The sequence below is a fragment of the Streptomyces sp. HSW2009 genome (assembly GCF_040240285.1).
Lineage (GTDB): Bacteria > Actinomycetota > Actinomycetes > Streptomycetales > Streptomycetaceae > Streptomyces.
The window spans coordinates 1-14918 of record NZ_JBEHZD010000142.1; the positions used below are offsets into that span (position 1 = coordinate 1).

General features: G+C 71.1%; 20 protein-coding genes. 17 read left to right on the forward strand and 3 right to left on the reverse strand.

Annotated elements, in window-relative coordinates; all coding sequences use genetic code 11:
- Nucleotides 1–190 (reverse strand): hypothetical protein (locus tag AAHZ94_RS13520; protein WP_349993100.1); only part of this gene is annotated, 190 nt, incomplete at its 3' end.
- Nucleotides 191–288: 98 nt separating this feature from the next.
- Between AAHZ94_RS13520 and AAHZ94_RS13525 the strand changes: the two genes are divergently transcribed.
- From AAHZ94_RS13525 to AAHZ94_RS13590, 14 genes are all read left to right on the forward strand, one after another.
- Nucleotides 289–858 carry a GNAT family N-acetyltransferase gene (locus AAHZ94_RS13525; RefSeq protein WP_349993101.1) on the forward strand — a complete coding sequence of 190 codons (570 nt, stop codon included), beginning with the start codon at nucleotides 289–291 and terminating at the stop codon, nucleotides 856–858.
- Between the two features lie 111 nt (nucleotides 859–969).
- Nucleotides 970–1539, forward strand: coding sequence for a GNAT family N-acetyltransferase (locus AAHZ94_RS13530; protein ID WP_349993102.1), 570 nt, complete (start codon nucleotides 970–972; stop codon nucleotides 1537–1539).
- 531 nt (nucleotides 1540–2070) lie between these two features.
- Nucleotides 2071–2898 (forward strand): helix-turn-helix domain-containing protein, encoded by an 828-nt coding sequence (locus AAHZ94_RS13535; protein WP_349993103.1) that lies wholly within the window; start codon nucleotides 2071–2073, stop codon nucleotides 2896–2898.
- Nucleotides 2895–3104 (forward strand): DUF397 domain-containing protein, encoded by a 210-nt coding sequence (locus AAHZ94_RS13540; protein WP_349993104.1) that lies wholly within the window; start codon nucleotides 2895–2897, stop codon nucleotides 3102–3104. Before AAHZ94_RS13535 ends, AAHZ94_RS13540 begins: the two co-directional genes overlap by 4 nt.
- A 254-nt stretch (nucleotides 3105–3358) precedes the next feature.
- Complete coding sequence (locus AAHZ94_RS13545; RefSeq protein WP_502964664.1) at nucleotides 3359–4594, forward strand: IS30 family transposase; 1236 nt, start codon at nucleotides 3359–3361, stop codon at nucleotides 4592–4594.
- Nucleotides 4595–4757: 163 nt separating this feature from the next.
- Nucleotides 4758–5342: a DUF5919 domain-containing protein gene (locus AAHZ94_RS13550; RefSeq protein ID WP_349993105.1), complete on the forward strand. Its 585-nt coding sequence runs from the start codon at nucleotides 4758–4760 to the stop codon at nucleotides 5340–5342.
- A 215-nt stretch (nucleotides 5343–5557) separates the two neighbouring features.
- Nucleotides 5558–5758: a DUF397 domain-containing protein gene (locus AAHZ94_RS13555; RefSeq protein WP_349993106.1), complete on the forward strand. Its 201-nt coding sequence runs from the start codon at nucleotides 5558–5560 to the stop codon at nucleotides 5756–5758.
- Between the two features lie 34 nt (nucleotides 5759–5792).
- Nucleotides 5793–5993 (forward strand): DUF397 domain-containing protein, encoded by a 201-nt coding sequence (locus AAHZ94_RS13560; protein WP_349993107.1) that lies wholly within the window; start codon nucleotides 5793–5795, stop codon nucleotides 5991–5993.
- Nucleotides 5994–6027: 34 nt separating this feature from the next.
- Nucleotides 6028–6225, forward strand: a complete 198-nt coding sequence (locus AAHZ94_RS13565) for a DUF397 domain-containing protein (protein ID WP_349993108.1) — start codon at nucleotides 6028–6030, stop codon at nucleotides 6223–6225.
- A 36-nt stretch (nucleotides 6226–6261) separates the two neighbouring features.
- Nucleotides 6262–6462: a DUF397 domain-containing protein gene (locus AAHZ94_RS13570; RefSeq protein ID WP_349993109.1), complete on the forward strand. Its 201-nt coding sequence runs from the start codon at nucleotides 6262–6264 to the stop codon at nucleotides 6460–6462.
- A 36-nt stretch (nucleotides 6463–6498) separates the two neighbouring features.
- On the forward strand, nucleotides 6499–6699 hold the full coding sequence (locus AAHZ94_RS13575) for a DUF397 domain-containing protein (RefSeq protein WP_349993110.1): 201 nt from the start codon (nucleotides 6499–6501) through the stop codon (nucleotides 6697–6699).
- A 35-nt stretch (nucleotides 6700–6734) separates the two neighbouring features.
- Nucleotides 6735–6935 (forward strand): DUF397 domain-containing protein, encoded by a 201-nt coding sequence (locus AAHZ94_RS13580; RefSeq protein WP_349993111.1) that lies wholly within the window; start codon nucleotides 6735–6737, stop codon nucleotides 6933–6935.
- A gap of 32 nt (nucleotides 6936–6967) precedes the next feature.
- A complete protein-coding gene (locus AAHZ94_RS13585; protein ID WP_349993112.1) occupies nucleotides 6968–7168 on the forward strand; it encodes a DUF397 domain-containing protein in 201 nt (66 codons plus the stop codon).
- 33 nt (nucleotides 7169–7201) lie between these two features.
- Nucleotides 7202–7399: a DUF397 domain-containing protein gene (locus tag AAHZ94_RS13590; RefSeq protein ID WP_349993113.1), complete on the forward strand. Its 198-nt coding sequence runs from the start codon at nucleotides 7202–7204 to the stop codon at nucleotides 7397–7399.
- A gap of 40 nt (nucleotides 7400–7439) precedes the next feature.
- On the opposite strand, the gene glgX is transcribed toward AAHZ94_RS13590, so the two are convergent.
- Entirely contained in the window at nucleotides 7440–9611 is a 2172-nt protein-coding gene (gene glgX / locus AAHZ94_RS13595; protein WP_349993114.1) for a glycogen debranching protein GlgX, read from the reverse strand.
- A gap of 372 nt (nucleotides 9612–9983) precedes the next feature.
- Here glgX and AAHZ94_RS13600 point away from each other — a divergent pair, with 372 nt between their 5' ends.
- The 3 genes from AAHZ94_RS13600 to AAHZ94_RS13610 all read left to right on the forward strand — a co-directional run bounded on the left by AAHZ94_RS13600 (nucleotide 9984) and on the right by AAHZ94_RS13610 (nucleotide 13492).
- Nucleotides 9984–11234, forward strand: a complete 1251-nt coding sequence (locus tag AAHZ94_RS13600) for a DUF5919 domain-containing protein (protein WP_349993115.1) — start codon at nucleotides 9984–9986, stop codon at nucleotides 11232–11234.
- A 281-nt stretch (nucleotides 11235–11515) separates the two neighbouring features.
- Complete coding sequence (locus AAHZ94_RS13605) at nucleotides 11516–12517, forward strand: hypothetical protein (RefSeq protein WP_349993116.1); 1002 nt, start codon at nucleotides 11516–11518, stop codon at nucleotides 12515–12517.
- Nucleotides 12518–12769: 252 nt separating this feature from the next.
- Nucleotides 12770–13492 (forward strand): 3'-5' exonuclease, encoded by a 723-nt coding sequence (locus AAHZ94_RS13610; RefSeq protein ID WP_349993117.1) that lies wholly within the window; start codon nucleotides 12770–12772, stop codon nucleotides 13490–13492.
- Nucleotides 13493–13831: 339 nt separating this feature from the next.
- Here the strand turns inward: AAHZ94_RS13610 and AAHZ94_RS13615 are convergent, their stop codons facing one another.
- A complete protein-coding gene (locus tag AAHZ94_RS13615; protein ID WP_502964663.1) occupies nucleotides 13832–14704 on the reverse strand; it encodes a phosphotransferase in 873 nt (290 codons plus the stop codon).
- Nucleotides 14705–14918 lie beyond the last annotated feature (214 nt).

Here is a 14918-nt window from a genome sequence, read left to right on the forward strand (position 1 = left end):
CCCCCCCCGCGGGGGGGGGGGGGGCGCGCGGCGGCGCCCCGGCGGGGGGGGGCGGCCCCCCCCCCGCCCCCCCCCCCCCCCCCCCCCCCCCCCCCCCCCCCCCCCCCCCCCCCCCCTGGCCCGTACCCGCGCCGGGCGCGCCGCTCCTCCCCGCGCCAACCTCCCGCCCCAGAAATCTCTCTTGTCCCACCGGCCCCGGATGGGAGACCGTGGGCGCAGCTCAGCCGGCAACGGGCCGGACGGGGAGCACCGGCGCGGTGACCGCGCGGTGAGCGGTGAAGGAGAGCGATGTTCGCGATTTCGCTGGGGGACGACGGCACGGAGCTGCGCCCGCTTGAGCCGTGGCACGCCGAGGAGTACCTGGCCCACCTCGACCGCTCGCGCGAGCACATCGGCCGGTACGTGCCGCTGCCGGACCGGGCGACCGACGTGGCGTCGGCGCGGGCCTACCTCCAGCGGTACGCGGACAGCCAGGCGGCCGACGCCGGCCGCTTCTACGGCATCTGGCTGGACGACACCCTGGTCGGCGGCGTGCTCTTCTTCGCGTTCGACGCGGCCCAGGGCACCTGCGAGCTCGGCTGCTGGTTGGAGGAGTCCGCCACCGGCCGCGGCCTGATCACCCGCGCCCTGCGCCACCTCGTCGACTGGGCCGTGGACGTCCGCGGCATCCACCGCGTGGAATGGCACGCAGCCTCCCGCAACACCGCAAGCCTGGCCGTCGCCCAACGCCTCGGCATGCAGCGCGAGGGCGTCCTGCGCGAGAGCTTCGTCCACCGCGGCGAGCGGCTCGACATGGAGGTGTGGGCCGTGCTCGCCCCCCAGTGGCGCACGCATCGGGAGACGTTGGGGCGGGGGTGAGGGGGCGGCGCGTGGCCGAAATCGCTTGATCCACACCGCCGTTCCGGGGGACGCTGGGCGGTGGCCGACCGGGGGTCGGTCGGTGGGCTGGGCGATGTGTGGAGGGTTGCGATGTTTGCGATACCGCTGGGGGAAGACGCCGCGGAGCTACGGCCGCTTGAGCCCTGGCACGCCGAGGAATATTTCGCGCACATCGATCGCTCCCGCGCGCACATCGGGCGGTACATCGGTCTCGCCGACGCCGCCGCCGACCCGTCCGCGGCCCGCGCGTTCCTCCAGTCGTACGCGGAGAAGCTGGCGGCCGACCGCGGGCGGATCTACGGCATCTGGCTTGAGGGCACGCTCGTCGGCGGCGTGCTGTTCCGCACCTTCGACGCGGCGCAGGGCACCTGCGAGGTCGGCTGCTGGCTGGAGGAGTCCGCCACCGGCCGCGGACTGATCACCCGCGCCCTGCGCCACCTCATCGACTGGGCCGTGGACGTCCGCGGCGTGCACCGCGTGGAGTGGCACGCGGACTCGGCCAACGCGGCGAGCCTGAAGACCGCCGCGCGCCTCGGCCTGTCCCGCGACGCCGTGCTGCGCAGCAGCTTCGTCCGGCACGGCGAGCGGCGGGACGCCGAGGTGTGGTCGGTGCTGGCCCCTGAGTGGCGCGCGCACCGGGAGACGCTGGCGCGCGGCTGACCGGCGACTGGTCTGCGACTGGCCCTCGGCCGACCTGCACACCCGGCCCGTACGACGACGCACCACGCCCACCGGGCGTACGGACGCCCCGCAGGCCCCGTACGCACCAGGGCGGGGGGGGGGGGGGGGGGGGGGCGCGGCGCCCCCCCCCCCCCCCCCCCACGGCGGCCAGGCCCCGCTGACCGCTTCGCGGAACTCGTCCCCGAGAGCCTGCTCGCTGTCGACGGACGTCACGCTGACGACCGCGGCGTCGGGGTCGGGCGGGCCGGATTCGCCGGGGCGGCGTCGATATACACGCAACGTCATCAGGTGCTCCATGACCTGGTCTCCCACGGGGGTAGCTCGTAACTGTCTTGCCCTGGCCAAGGCTTGACTGGCCATCAGTCGACCCTCTAGCAAGGGGTAGTCCGGTCGCTGAATGTGACCGGACACTCACAGCATCGGCCCGGTGTGCCTGGGTCGCTAGCGGTAGTGGCTTAAAACCGCAAGTGTTAAAGCGGGCAGAGGGAAGAAGGAGTGGCAACGTTGGTCATGGAGACGGACAACGGAGCGCCGGCCTCGCTGGCGGGATTCCTCGGCAAGCAACTGCGTAAGCACCGCGAGGAACGAGGCTGGTCCCAAACGGAGTTGGCGATCAAGGCGCACACCACCGGAGCCATGATCAGCTACGTGGAGAACGCGAAGCGCGTGCTCACCGAGGGTTTGGCGGGCGATATCGATGGGGCGCTCGGCGTCGACTTCTTCGTCGAGCTCTCGCCGCTGGTCATTGCGCACGCGTATCCGTCGTGGTTCCTGCCGTACGTCGAGTTGGAGCGCGAAGCAAACGCCATCCGTTCGTTCCAGAGCCAAATCATGCCGGGGCTGCTGCAAACCGAGGCGTACGCGCGGGCCATGCTTGCCGCGGTACGGCCGGACAACCTGGACGACCTCGTCGCCGCCCGGATGACGCGACAGGCTGTGTTCGAGCGTGACGAGCCACCGCATACGTGGTTCATCGTGGAGGAGCAGGTGCTGCGTCGCAGGATTGGCGGCCTGGCAGTGATGCGCGACCAACTTCAGCGCCTGTTGTCCGCCATGCAACACCCGCGCTGTGTGCTTCAGATCATCCCAGAGGAAGTAGCCGCGCACCCGGGGCTGGCGGGTCCGTTCACGATGCTGGCCTTCGATCAGGAACAGGAGGACAATCCTCCGCACGACGTGTTGTACGTCGACGGCTTCTCGCGGGGGCGGACCGTGATCGACCCAACCGAGGTCAGCGAGGGAGCCCGCGCCTATGATCTGCTCAGGAGCTACGCCCTGTCGCCGGAGGAGTCGGCCGACCGCATCGGCGCATATCTGGAAGGACTGACGAAGCGATGAGCAGCGTGAACACACGGCCTGTCTGCTGGCGCACATCCAGTTACAGCAGCACTAACGGTGGTGAGTGCGTGGAGGTCGGTTTCGGCACGCCGAACGCCGTCCCGGTCCGCGACAGCAAGGACCCTCAGGGCCCGGCCCTCGCATTCGACACCGCGGCGTGGACCGCGTTCGTGACGAGCGTGAAGACCGGCGACTTCGACGCCTGATCCCCCTCGACGTACGTCCGGGCCCCCGACCACAAGGCGAACGGCTTGGGTTCTAACGGTCCTCGCAACACCCGTGATCTGTGGGAGTTGCGAGGACCGTGGGCTTTGGGCGGGACGATCCTGCTGGGTTGCGGGAGTGTTTCCTTGCACGGCTGGATGCGGTGGGGAATGTGACTGTGGTGGCGCGTGAGCTGGGGGTGAACCGGAACACCGCCTTCGGCTGGGCCAGGAAGGCCGGACGGAACTCGGTGCGCCTGCCACGGCGGCATCCTCGGCGCGACGAGTACGAGCGGCTTCGGGCCGCTGGTGTCGCGCGTCGGGTGGCTGCCCGGCAGGTCGGTGTGAACGAGCGCACGGCCAAGGACTGGGACTGGGGCGTCAAGAAGAGCCGCTCTTCGCGTACTTACGCCGACGGGCGGCGTGTCGACTACACCACCGGGACCGTCACGATGGGCGGTGTGACCACGGCACCGGTGGGCCTGACAGCCCTGGAGAAGCAGCTTCACCCGCGGTTCCTGACGCTCGCCGAGCGCGAGAAGATCCGCGATCTCCGCGCGGCGGGCCAGTCACTGAGGGCGATCGGACGTGCCCTGGGACGGCCGGCGAGCACGGTCAAGCGGGAGATCGACGCGAACTCCGGCAGCGAGGGCTACCAGCCCTATGCCGCCCACCGCGCCGCTGCCGCGCGCAGGCCCCGGCCCAAGGACCGCAAACTGCTGCGCGAGGGAGGGCTGCGCCGCTTCGTCCAGGACGGACTGCGCAGGAGGTGGTCACCGGAGCAGATCTGCCACGCTCTGACTACGGAGTATCCCAACGACGAGAGCATGCGGGTGAGCGTGGAAACGATCTACCAAGCGCTGTACTTCCAGGCCCGCGGCGGCCTCAAACGGGAAGTCCAAGCAGCCATCCGCTCCGGCCGCACCCGCCGCAAGCCACGCCGGGACCCGCAGCGGCGCACTCCCCGGTTCCTCGACCCGATGGTGATGATCAGCGATCGCCCCGCCGACGTCGAGGACCGGGCGGTGCCCGGGCACTGGGAAGGCGACCTCATCATCGGCGCGGGCGGCCGTTCCGCGATCGCCACCCTGGTCGAGCGCAGCACCCGCTACACCCTGCTGGTCCACCTGCCGGGCGGAGCCCACGACGCCGAGACCGTCCGCGATGGCCTCGTCACCACGATCCAGACCCTGCCCGACCACCTACGCGGCTCCCTCACCTGGGACCAGGGCAGCGAGATGGCACGCCACCAGCAGTTCAGCATGGCCACCGGCATGCCCGTCTACTTCTGCGACCCCGCCTCACCCTGGCAACGCGGCTCGAACGAGAACACCAACGGGCTGCTGCGGCAGTACTTCCCCAAAGGCACCGACCTGAGCATCCACACTCCCGAAGACCTCGAACACGTCGCCCAGGAACTCAACGGCCGCCCACGCAAAACGCTCGGCTGGGCTACCCCAGCCGAGCGCCTACGTGATCTACTCACCACCTAAAACCAAGTGGTGTTGCAACGACCCCTTGAACCCAAGCGGTCGGGGGCCCCGCTGTGCCCGGGCCGAATGGCCCGGCAACACATCGGGCACATTCGTGACCTTGGCTTTTTCCGTATGCGAGAACGCCGTTGACACTCGCCATGTGCTGGGGGTTGAACGACGAATGGCATGGCCCACCGCCGTACGAGGTGCCCTGAAGACGGGGTCGGATCGAGAAGTGGTCGCCGTCTACCCCTACCGGTCGGCCTGCCCGTCGACCGTCTGGACCGAGCTGATCTCGCAGGCGCACGAAGACATCGCACTGGCCGGCTTCACCAACTACTTCCTGTGGACGCAACAGCCGCACTTCGCCCGTACGATCACGGACAAGGCGCGGGCCGGGTGCCGGGTGCGCTTCCTCCTCGGTGACCCGGAGAGCGTCACGACGCGACAGCGCGAGGACGTCGAAAAGAGCGCGCTCACGGTTTCGACGCGCATCAGGATCAGCATCGCGGAGCTGGACAAGCTCCGGGAGAGCGGCATCGAGGCCCGGTTCAGCAGCGCCGCCGACGCGCCGTCACACCTCGCGCTCAGCGTCTTCCGCTTCGACTCCACCGCACTGGTCACCCCCCACCTCGCCTCCGGCGTGGGCCACGACTCCCCACTGCTCCACCTCCGCCGCACGGGCCCCGGCGGCATGTTCGACCGCTTCTGCCAACACCACCTGGAAGAACTCTGGGAACGCAGCCGCCCCATGGAAGCGAACTGACGACTGCCTGCCGGCCCCAGTCGTATCGTGACCGTCGCCGCGCGCCGCCGTCGTGCCGTCGGTGGCATCGCCGAGTGATGCAGAAGTCGTACGGCCGCCCCGTGCGAAACGCGCCCCCAGATCAGCCAACGATCGGATACGGGGATCGGACGCCCTACCGCAACCACCGACCGGTGCAGCAGAGTTGATGGATCCGATCCTGAAGGGTTGCGCTCATGACCGAGCAGTGGATCAAGTCCTCGTACAGCTCGACCAATGGCGGCGATTGCATCGAGTGGGCGCCTGGCCGTGTGCTCATGACGGGCGTTGTCCCGGTGCGTGACAGTAAGGACCCGCACGGCCCGGCTCTCGGGTTTGGCCCGGCTGCCTGGTCCGCGTTCGTGGCGGGTCTGAAGGCCGGCGACTTCGAGGTCTGATCCCCTTCCGTCCGTTTCGGAAAGGTCGCGCTACATGTCCGAGCAGTGGATTAAGTCCAGTTACAGCTCACCCAACGGTGGCGATTGCATCGAGTGGGCCCCCGGCCGCGTGCTGACGACGGGTGTCGTCCCGGTCCGTGACAGCAAAGACCCGTACGGCCCCGCTCTCGCATTCGACACGGCTGCCTGGTCGGCCTTCGTGGTGGGCGTGAAGACCGGAGACTTTGACGCCTGACCCCATTTCGTACGCCTCGGAAAGGCCGCATCGGATGATCGAGCAATGGATCAAGTCCTCGTACAGCAACAACGGCGGCAACTGCGTCGAGTGGGCCCCGACACAGGTGGCCGCGTCCGGCACCATCCCCGTCCGTGACAGCAAGGACCCGCACGGTCCGGCCCTCGGATTCGGCACGGCTGTCTGGTCGGCCTTCGTCGCGGCCGTGAAGACTGACGACTTCGTCGACTGATCTCCTGCCATCTGCGTTTCAGAAAGGTTGCATTACATGACCGAGCAGTGGATTAAGTCCTCGTACAGTTCGACCAACGGCGGCGAATGCATCGAATGGGCGCCCGGCCGTGTACTGACGACGGGCGTTGTTCCGGTGCGCGACAGTAAGCACCCACATGGTCCGGCTCTCGCGTTCGGCACGGCTGCTTGGTCCACGTTCGTGGTGGGTGTGAAGACCGGTGACTTCGATGCCTAGCCCTCGCTCCGTACGAGTCGGAGAGGAGTGTGCGCCATGACTGCACAGTGGCTCAAGTCCAGCTATAGCTCACCCAACGGCGGCAACTGTGTCGAGTGGGCCCCGTCGGAAGTGGCCGGATCCGGTGTCGTTCCGGTGCGTGACAGCAAGGACCCGCACGGCCCGGCTCTCACGTTCGGCACGGCTGTCTGGTCGGCGTTTGTCGGGGCCGTGAAGGCCGGCGACTTCGACGCTTGACCTTCCTCCGTCCGACTTCGGAAAGGGTGCACCGCATGATCGAGCAGTGGATCAAGTCCAGTTACAGCTCAACCAACGGTGGCAACTGTGTCGAGTGGGCCCCCACCCGCGTATTCGCGGCCGGTGTCGTCCCCGTCCGTGACAGCAAGGACCCCCACGGCCCGGCTCTCGCATTCGACACGGCTGCCTGGTCGGCCTTCGTTGCGGCCGTGAAGACCAGCGACTCCGTCGCCTGATCCCTTCCGTACGCCCGGAAAGGCTGCACCGTATGACCAAGCAGTGGATCAAGTCGAGCTATAGCGGCCCCAACGGTGGCGACTGCATCGAGTGGGTGCCCGGCGACGCATCCGCCACCGGCACCATCCCCGTCCGTGACAGCAAGTCCCCCCACGGCCCGGCCCTCGTATTCGACACGGCTGCCTGGTCGGCCTTCGTCGCGAGCGTGAAGAGCGGCGACTTCGTCGCCTGATCCCCTTCCGTACGCCTGGAAAGGCCACATCGCATGGCCGAGCAATGGATCAAGTCGAGCTACTCCAACGGTGGCGGCAACTGCATCGAATGGGCGCCCGGCCACGTACCGGGCACCGGTGTCGTCCCGGTCCGCGACAGCAAGGCCCCCCACGGCCCAGCCCTCGCATTCGACCCGCCCACCTGGTCCGCGTTCGTCGCCGTCGTGAAGAGCGGCGGCTTCGTCGCCTGATCCCGCCACACCGGCCGGGCCCCGTACGGCAGTGGCCCCGCTACCCCCTCCGCAACACCACCATGCTGCGATCCACCAGCGTCAAACGATCCCCCGCCCGTGCCATCGGCCCCGCGCCAGGGGAAACCCCGTCGGGGAGCGCCGTGTCCACCACCACCTGCCAGTGGTCGCCGTGGTGCGGCGGCAGTGTGAAGTCCAGCGGGGCGCTGTCCGCGTTGAACAACAGCAGGAACGAGTCGTCGCGGACGCGCTCCCCACGCGGGCCCGGTTCCGAGATCGCGTCGCCGTTCAGGAAGACCATCAGCGCGTTGGCCGGCGCCGCCTGCCAGTCGCGCTGGCGCATCTCCGTGCCCGAAGCCGTGAACCATGCGATGTCGGACAGCGCGTCGTGCGTGCCGGTCACCGGGCGGCCGTGGAAGAAGCGGCGGCGGCGGAAGACCGGGTGGTCGCGGCGCAGCCACACCAGCGACCGGGTGAAGGCGAGCATCCGGCGGGCCTCCAGGTCCGCCGCGGCGGCCGGCTCGCTGTCGCCCGCCGGGGCCGGCGTCGGGGTCGCGGCCGGGGGCGGCCAGCGCACCCACGCGACCTCGTTGTCCTGGCAGTACGCGTTGTTGTTGCCGTGCTGCGTGCGCCCGAACTCGTCGCCGTGGCTGAGCATCGGCACGCCCTGCGACAGCAGCAGCGTCGCGACGAAGTTCCGCATCTGCCGCGCGCGCAGCGCCCGTACCCGCGGGTCGTCGCTCTCGCCCTCCACGCCGCAGTTCCACGACCGGTTGTCGTTCTCGCCGTCCCGGTCGTCCTCGCCGTTGGCCGCGTTGCGCTTGCGCTCGTACGTCACCAGGTCGCGCAGCGTGAAGCCGTCGTGGCAGGTGACGAAGTTGATCGAGGCCAGCGGGCGGCGGCCGTCGCCCTGGTACAGGTCGGACGAGCCGGTGAGCCGGGACGCGAACTCCGCCAGCGTGCGCGGCCGGCCGCGCCACAGGTCGCGCACCGTGTCCCGGTACTTGCCGTTCCACTCGGTCCACAGCGGCGGGAAGTTGCCCACCTGGTAGCCGCCCTCGCCCACGTCCCACGGCTCGGCGATCAGCTTCACCCGGCTGACCACCGGGTCCTGCTGCACCAGGTCGAAGAACGAGGACAGCCGGTCCACCTCGTGGAACTGCCGGGCCAGCGTCGCCGCCAGGTCGAACCTGAACCCGTCCACGTGCATCTCGCTCACCCAGTAGCGCAGCGAGTCCATGATGAGTTGGAGCACGTGCGGGTGGCGCATCAGCAGCGAGTTCCCCGTGCCCGTGGTGTCCGTGTAGTGCCGCAGGTCGTCGGCGGCCAGCCGGTAGTACGAGGCGTTGTCCAGGCCGCGGAAGGAGAGCGTGGGACCGGTGTGGTCGCCCTCGGCCGTGTGGTTGTAGACCACGTCCAGGATGACCTCGATGCCGGCCTGGTGCAGGGCCCGCACCGCCGACTTGAACTCCAGCACCTGCTGCCCGCGGTCCCCCCAGGAGGCGTACGCGTTGTGCGGGGCGAAGAACCCGATCGTGTTGTACCCCCAGTAGTTGGCGAGCCCCGCGTCCACCAGCCGGTGGTCGTGCACGAACTGGTGCACCGGCATCAGCTCCAGCGTCGTCACGCCCAGCTCCGTCAGGTGCTCGATGACGGCCGGGTGCGCCAGCGCCGCGTACGTGCCGCGCAACTCGTCCGGCAGCTTCGGGTGGCGCATCGTCAGGCCCTTGACGTGCGCCTCGTAGATGACGGTGCGGTGGTAGTCGGTGCGCGGCGGCCGGTCGTCGCCCCAGTCGAAGTACGGGTTGACCACCACCGAGGCCATCGTGTGCGGGGCCGAGTCCGCGTCGTTGCGCCGCTCGGGCCGCCCGAAGGGGTAGCCGTAGACGGCCTCGCCCCAGTCGATCCGGCCGCTGACCGCCTTGGCGTACGGGTCGAGCAGCAGCTTCGCCGCATTGCAGCGGTGGCCCCGCTCGGGCGCGTACGGGCCGTGCACCCGGAAGCCGTACCGCTGACCCGGCATCACGCCCGGCAGATAGGCGTGCCGGACGAACGCGTCGGTCTCCCGCAGTTCCACGGCGTCCTGGGTGCCGTCGTCGTGCAGCAGGCACAGTTCGATCCGGTGCGCGACCTCGGAGAAGACCGCGAAGTTGGTTCCCGCGCCGTCGTAGGTGGCGCCCAGGGGGTACGGCTGACCTGGCCAGACCTGCATGAGTTCGACTCTTCCACTTCGCCAGGGCCGCACGGGCGCCCCGCGCGGCCGACCGGAACGGGGCCGTGGTCCAACGAGCGCGCACGCCGGGATGTTTCGGTTGAATCTGGGCGATTGGTGGTACGAGGTGGCGGCTGGGAGGCGGCGGGGTGAAGGGGGGTCAGGCGGGCCGAAGCGCCCCGAAGCCGTTCGGAGCGGGGCGAAGCCGTACGGTGGGGGCCGCGGGGGCTTGCCGACGGGCCGCCGGGCGGCGAGGGTGGGCGATCGGCGGCGGCGCGTTGTCGTAGAGCTGACCTGCTGAGGCTGCACCGGCTCCCCGCATCGCAGTAGTCTGCCTTGATCGTTGGACGGGGGCGGGAAGGCGGTGCACGGGTGAGCGCGGGTGGGTGGGAGCGGCCGTCGGGGGAGGAGACGACCCCGGGAGGTGGCGCCACCGATGCACCTCCTGGCGCGGTCTCCCTGGTCAGGCCGGTGGAGATCGGAGCGGAACTGGACTGGGGCAGCGACGCGTGGGCCGAGGTGCACACGCGCGCACGGCGCGCCGGACGCGCCTACATCTGGCTGAATCTGGTCGAACAGCGGCTGCGGGCGGTGGTGGCCGCGGTGCTGCAACCCGTCTACGAGCCGGTGCACGGCGACGACTGGGTGGTCGCCGCCGCGGGCCCGGCCGGCCAGGAGTGGGTCCAGCGGGCGGTCGCCGTCCGTGAGGTCAGCCGCCGCAAGGGCTACCTCCTGGACCCGGCCGACGACAATGTCGTCAGCTTCCTGACGCTGCCCCAGTTGCGCGAACTCCTCGTCCAGCACTGGCCCTGCTTCGCGCCGTACCTGGACGACCGGCGCGATCTGGAACTCGCCCTCGACGAGCTCGAAGTCACCCGCAACGTGGTCTCCCGCAACCGCGCGCTCTCCCAGAACGTGCTGGACCAGGCCGAGCGCGCCTCGGCCAGGCTGCTGGACATCCTGGGCGGCGGCACCGGCGGCCCGGCCACCGACCGGCTGCCCATCGACGCCGTCGAAGACCTGGTCGGCGACCGGTACGCGGACGTGGTCAGTGTGCACGCCGACCGGGTCCGGCTCCAGCGGCAGCTCCCGGCCGAGGACCTGTTCAGCAGCGCGCGGCGGCTGGACGCGCTCGGCATAGGTCTCAACCTGCTGGTGCAGAACTACTCGGGCCGCCGGCTGGTGCGGCTCGCGGAGACCGGCTGCCGGATACGGCTGCTCTTCCTCAACCCGGCCAGCAGCGCCGTGCGCCGCCGCGAGCGGGAGCTCGGCATGAAGAAGGGCGAGCTCAGCCGCGCGGTGGAGATGAACATCCTGCACATGCGCCGGGTGCGGTCCAGCCTGCGCGACCCCGGGGCCTTCGAGATCCACGTCTTCGACGAGACGCCCCGGGTGACCGCCTACCTCATCAACGGCGACTCCGCCGACGGCATCGGCGTCATCCAGTCCTATCTGCGCAAGGCGCGCGGCATGGAGGCCCCGGTCCTGGTGCTGCGCGCCGGCGGCCGGGACCGCGAGGTGGTGCGGGCCGGCACGGTCGACATGGGCGCCGATAACAGCCTCTTCGAGGTCTACCGCGAGGAGTTCGAGGGCGTCTGGGCGGACTCCCGGCCGGTTTCTTGAGGAGTGTGCTTGAGGGGCGCGGCCGTGGGCGGGGGCGCTGGGCTCGGGGGCAGCGCCAGCGGGGCCGTCTTCGTGGGGGCGCCGTCCCGCCGGGTGGCACAGTCCTGCGAGGCGGGCGCCGCCCTGTTGATCGGTCGCCGGCCGCCCCGCGTGGGGCGATGTGTCCCCGTACGTCCGGCCGTCGTACGCCCCGCCGCGTGTCCTGCCGCGCCGCCCCCAGGCGCATCGGTACCGCGCGATACGCTGCGTGAACCTGCCAAGACGGGAGAGGGAACAGCGACGTGAGTATGCCCCCGCAGCAGCCCGGGTCCGGTGCCCCGGAGGGCGGCTGGCCGCCCGGTCAGCCCGGAGCCGGCGGGCAGCCGCACCCCGCGCCCGGCCCCTACGGCTACCCCCAGCAGGGCGTGCCGTACGGCCAGCCGGCGGGCCAGCAGCCCCCGTACGGACAGCCCGGTTACGGGGCGCAGCCCGGGCCCGGCTACGGCGCCCCGTACCCGGGCGGTCCCGGGGCCGGTGGGCCGGGGCAGCAGCCGCCGGGCGGCTCGGGCAAGAAGGTGGCGGTCGTGGTGGCGGCGGTGCTCGCCGGGGCGCTGGCCATCGGCGGCGTGGTCTTCGCCGTCAGCGACCGGGGCGGCGACGACGGCAAGCGGGACGAAGCGAAGGTCGACACCTCGACCGACCCCTCCCCGAAGCCCAGCACCAGCGAGGACGCGCCCACCCCGAAGCCTTCTCCGTCGAGCGGTCGCGACCTGGACGCGGACGACCCGAGCACCACCTACCGGGTCGTGCTGCCCAAAACGCTGGAGAACGGCGCGTACACGATGGCCAAGGACCTCAGCTCGCCGGCGGACGACCAGGTGCCGGACAGCGGCAGCGGCGCGTCCGGCGTGAAGCCGAAGATCGGGCGCTACGCGAACGCGAGCCGCGAGCGGGAACTGGTGGTCAACGGGCTCAACGGCACCTTCGCCAGCCCCGCCTACGCCAAGGACAGCTTCCTCAGCGGGATGGAGAGCAACGACGACGCCGAGGTGGGCGTACCGCGCCGGGAGATCACCCCGCCGGGCTCGAAACGCACGCTGAGCTGCGAGGTCGTGATCAAGGAGCAGAACGGCCAGGAGATGGTGATGCCGATGTGCATCTGGGCCGACACCTCCACGCTGGTCGCCGTGGTGGAGAACGACATGGACAACTGGGGCGCGGAACCGACCTCGATCGACCTGGACGGGTTCGCCGCCCGGGTGGTCAAGATGCACGGGGAACTGTTGGTGCCGAACGCGTCGTGAGGCCCGGATCGTCGTCGGCGGTCCGGGGTGGGATGCGGCGGTGCGGGGTCGGGTGGGGCCGCGGTGTGTGCCCGTGGGCAGCACCCGTGGGCGGCGCCCGCGAAGGCGTGCATAGCGCAACAACTCGGACATTTCTCTCTGTTGGGTGGGGCGATGGCGGGGCGTGCGGCGGTGCCCGGTGCCGGACGGGTTGTCAGTGGCGCGTGCGAGGCTGTTGAACAACAGGGGGACGCACCACGAAGGAGGGCCGCCATGGGCTGGCACCGAGAGCTGCTGATCGGATTCGACCTTGAGACCACGGGCACCGACCCGGACCAGGCGCGGATCGTGACCGCGGCGGTCGTCGAGGTCAGGGGCGGGGAAGTGGTCGGCGGCCGGGAATGGTTGGCCGACCCGGGCATCCCGATCCCACAGGACGCGGTCGCCGTGCACGGCATCACCAACGAGCGGGCGGCGGCCGACGGCCGGCCAGCGCCCGAGGTGGTGGAGGAGATAGCGGAGGTGCTCGTGGCCCACTGGCGGGCCGGCACCCCGATCGTGGCGTACAACGCGGCGTTCGACCTGAGCATGCTCGCCGCCGAGCTGCGCAGGCACGGGCTGCCCTCGCTGGCCGAGCGGCTGGGCCAGGAGGAGATAGGGCCGGTCGTCGACCCGTACACGATCGACCGCTCGGTCGACCGGTACCGCAGGGGCAAGCGCACGCTGGAGGCGGTCTGCGGGCACTACGGCGTGGTGCTCGACCGGGCGCACGAGGCCCGCTCGGACGCCGTGGCCGCGGCCCTGGTCGCCTGCGCGGTGGCCGAGCGCCACGCCCAGGTGGCCGAGCTCGACCTGTGGGAGCTGCACCACAAGCAGGTCGGGTGGTACGCGGAATGGGCCGCCGGCTTCCAGACCTGGCTGCGCAGCAAGGGCACCAGCGACGCGGTGGTGGACGGCAGTTGGCCACTGCGCGGGGCCCGCGCGATAGCGGGCTGAGCGGCAGCGGGCGGGGCGTGCGGAGGGGAGGGGCGGACCGGATGTGAAGGGTCCGGGCGCGAGGGGGGCGTGTACGAGGGGGTTGGGTGTGGGTGACTGGGGTGTGGGTGACTGGGTGGCCGGGTGTGGGGTGAGGTGGGTTGGGCTGGGTTGGGTTGGGGTGGGTCAAGTGTGAGCGAGCTGGGTGTGTGGGTTGGGCGTGGGGTGAGGCGGGTTGCGTTGGGTTGGGTGTGGGCGAGCTGGGTGGGTGCGGGATGGCTGGGCGTGGGATGAGGCGGGACAAGTGGGTGCGGGTTGGGTGTGAAGGTGGGGCCCGAGGCCCGCTGGGTGTGTGGTGGGCTACAGCGCCGACCAGCGGACGGTTTCGTCGCCGCTGCGCAGCGAGGCCACCCGGCGCTCGAACTCCGCCAGGGCGCGCGGATCGCCCGGGGCGTGCTGGGCCACCCAGGCGCAGCTAGCCGTCTCGCGGGCGCCGCGGAGCACGGAGCAGCCCGGCCACTCGCGGACGTCCCAGCCGTAGCCGGTGGCGAACTCCGCGTAGGCCGCGGCGCCGAGACCGTACCGGTCGCGGGTGAGCGCCATCACCACCAGATCGTGTTCGCGCAGGTCGTCGGAGAAGGTCTCCAGGTCGACCAGGGCCGGGCCGGCCGCGCTGACGTGCACGTTGCGCGGCAGCGCGTCCCCGTGCAGCGGGCCGGGGGCCAGGTGCGGCACCAGCGCGTCGGCCGCCGCCGCGAACCCGTCCCTGCGGTCGCGCAGGTACGCGGCGTCGGCCGGGTCGATCGCGTCGCCGGCCAGCCGCAGCCAGCGCTCCACCCCGCCCAGCAGGTCGCGGCGCGGCAGCGGGAACGGGGGCCGGGGCAGGGCGTGCACGCGGCGCAGCAGCGTGGCGAGGTCGGCCGGGGCGGCCGGGCGGACGGCCGGCGGCAGCCGGTGCCAGACCGTCACCGGCAGGTCGTCGACGAGCAGCGCCCGCGGTTCCGCGGGCCGGACCGCCGGCACGTCGTGCTCGGCCAGCCAGGCCGCGATGCGCGGCTCGCGGTCGGCCCGCTCCCACAGCCCGCGTTCGCGACCCACCTTGACCACGGTGGATTCGAGCGCGAACACGGCGTTCTCGCCCAGGCTGAGCAACCGCGCCGCATCGGGCGCGGACGCGAAGCCGCCCGCGGCCAGCACCCGCCGGGCCCGCTCCTCGGTGAACGCCTCACTCACGCCGTACTCCCCACACCACGTTGGTCTGCTCTGCCCCTGGTCTCCCCTCAGCTTCTCGCACGCTGCGGGGAGCGTGGTGAGTGGGCCCCGGTGGGTGGGTCCCGGTGGGGCAGGGGCGGCGGGTGCGGGATCAGCGGGGTGGGGCAGGCCCCGCCCCCCGCAGGCTGGGGTCCCGTGGGGGGCGGGGCGCGGGGGGGTGGCGGGGGGGGTGTTA